Origin of the sequence: Dietzia sp. DQ11-71 (assembly GCF_014144995.1) — a bacterium.
Taxonomy (GTDB): domain Bacteria; phylum Actinomycetota; class Actinomycetes; order Mycobacteriales; family Mycobacteriaceae; genus Dietzia; species Dietzia kunjamensis.
Genome location: NZ_JAALDT010000367.1, coordinates 1 through 2,037, shown reverse-complemented (window position 1 = coordinate 2,037; position 2,037 = coordinate 1). Strand labels below are relative to the sequence as shown.

Sequence of the window (2,037 nt, the reverse complement as noted above, 5' to 3'; positions counted from 1 at the left end):
CCGGCGCCTCGCTGGCCATGGCCGCGGACTTCTCGGTCGGCGGGCCCGACACCCGACTGCTCGCGGCCTACCCGGGCATCGGGCTGTCGCCGGACGGAGGGATGTCGTGGCGCCTGCCGCGCGCGGTCGGTCAGCCCGCGGCGCGGGCGTTCATCCTCGGCAACGAGCCGATGGACGGTGAGCGCGCCTTCCAGTTGGGCGTGCTCACGACCTTCGTCGACGGCGACGTCCGGGAGGCCGCCCGGTCTCTGGCTGTGCGTCTCGCGGCCGGACCGCGCGAATCCCACGCCGCCGCGAAGGCGCTCCTGCGTGCCTCCGAGAACGCCACGCTGTCGGATCAACTCGACGCCGAGCGCGAGTCGATCGCCCGCCTCGCCGTCTCGCCGGACGGCATCGAGGGCGTGGATGCGTTCGTCGCCAAACGCCGTCCGGAGTTCGGACGGGGCTGAGGGGGCTGAGCCGGGAACGCCACGTCGTGGACCGGCCGGGTCCGCTACATCTGTAGCGGATCCTTTGGCAGTCGCCAGTCCATCGGCTCGGCACCGAGTCGCCTCAGTTCCCCGTCGGCGCGGCTGAACGGCCGTGAGCCGAAGAACCCGCGCGACGCCGAGAGCGGCGAGGGGTGCGCGGACGCGATCACGGGGGTGTCCCCCAGCATCGGCGCCAGCGACTGCGCATGGCGCCCCCACAGGATCGCCACCATCGGGCGATCCCGCTCGACCAGGGCCTCGATCGCCCGCCCGGTGACCTCCTCCCACCCCTTGCGGCGGTGGGAGGCGGGCTCCCCGGGCGCGACGGTGAGCACCCTGTTGAGCAACAGGACCCCTGCCCGGCTCCAGGCCCCGAGGTCGCCGTGGCCGGGGGCCGCCAGTCCCAGGTCGTCGGTGTACTCGCGATAGATGTTGACCAGGCTTCGCGGGAGCGGACGCACGTCGCCGTTCACCGCGAAGCTCAGTCCGACCGCGTGGCCGGGCGTCGGGTACGGGTCCTGCCCCACGATCAGCACGCGCACGTCGTCGAACGGCTGGGTGAACGCGCGCAGCACCCGGTCGGCGGCGGGGAGGTATCCCCGGCCCGCCGCGTTCTCTGCGCGGAGGAAATCACCCATCCGGTGGATTTGTTCCTCGACCGGCGCGAGCGCGCGTGCCCAGCCGGGGTCGAGGAGGTCGGACAACGGTGCGGGTGGGGTGTGTCGGTCGTCCACCGGTCAGTCGAGCCGACGCAGGTCGGCGCGGTAGCGCATGGCGTTGTCGTGGTACATCTGTGTGTTGCCCTCGAGCATCGCAGGGTCCACCTCGACGCCCTCGCGGATCTTCGCCGGCGTCCCCATCGCCATGCGGCGGGCGGGGAGGTCGAACCGGGGCGGGACCAGGCAGCCGGCGGCCACGACCGCCCCGTCCCCGATCACGGAACCGTTGAGCACGATCGAGCCCGACGAGATGAGGACGCCGTTCCCGATGGTGGCCCCCTCGATGTGCGCGTTGTGGCCCACCACGCAGTGTTCACCGATGATCGTCGGTTCGGTGGCCGTGCAGTGGACGATCGTGCCGTCCTGGATATTGCTCATCGCGCCGATCTCGATGCGCCCGTAGTCGCCGCGCAGGACGGCGGTGGGCCACACCGAGGCGCCGGCGCCGAGTGTCACCCGGCCGATGACCACCGCATCGGGGTGCACCCAGGCGTCGGGTGCGATGTCGGGTTCGAGGTCTCCCAGTGCGTAGACAGCCATGCGGATCACCCTAGTTCGCGCCGCGGGCGGAGTCCCAGCCTCCCGGCGTGCGGGGCTCACCGTCGAGGGTGACCAGGCCGGGTTCTCCCGACCGGACGGTGCCGATCGCCGTGAACCCGGGCGGGATCACCGCCCCGGGCGGGAACGTCCCGAGCAGTCCGTGGTCCTCGCCACCGTCGAGGACCCAGTCCAGCACCTGACGCCCGGGGTCCGCGACGCCCAGGGTTGCCGCGGCCTCGGCCAGGACCGGGTCGACGGGCAGCGCGTCGGTGACGAGGTCGGCCGCGACGCACGAGGCCCGCGCGAGC

At 72.8% G+C, this 2,037-nt stretch carries 3 protein-coding genes and 1 pseudogene; 1 reads left to right on the top strand and 3 read right to left on the bottom strand.

The features are described 5' to 3' along the window. A partial coding sequence (locus tag G6023_RS12765; protein WP_241727849.1) for an enoyl-CoA hydratase/isomerase family protein occupies nucleotides 1-449 on the top strand: 449 nt, incomplete at its 5' end. Between the two features lie 44 nt (nucleotides 450-493). On the opposite strand, the gene G6023_RS12760 is transcribed toward G6023_RS12765, so the two are convergent. The 3 genes and pseudogenes from G6023_RS12760 to G6023_RS12750 form a co-directional block, all read right to left on the bottom strand. Further along, a complete protein-coding gene (locus G6023_RS12760; protein ID WP_182635853.1) occupies nucleotides 494-1,204 on the bottom strand; it encodes a uracil-DNA glycosylase in 711 nt (236 codons plus the stop codon). Between the two features lie 3 nt (nucleotides 1,205-1,207). Next, nucleotides 1,208-1,729 (bottom strand): gamma carbonic anhydrase family protein, encoded by a 522-nt coding sequence (locus G6023_RS12755; RefSeq protein ID WP_067717980.1) that lies wholly within the window; start codon nucleotides 1,727-1,729, stop codon nucleotides 1,208-1,210. 10 nt (nucleotides 1,730-1,739) lie between these two features. Continuing rightward, a pseudogene (locus G6023_RS12750) lies at nucleotides 1,740-2,037 on the bottom strand (thiamine-phosphate kinase); the annotation flags it as partial.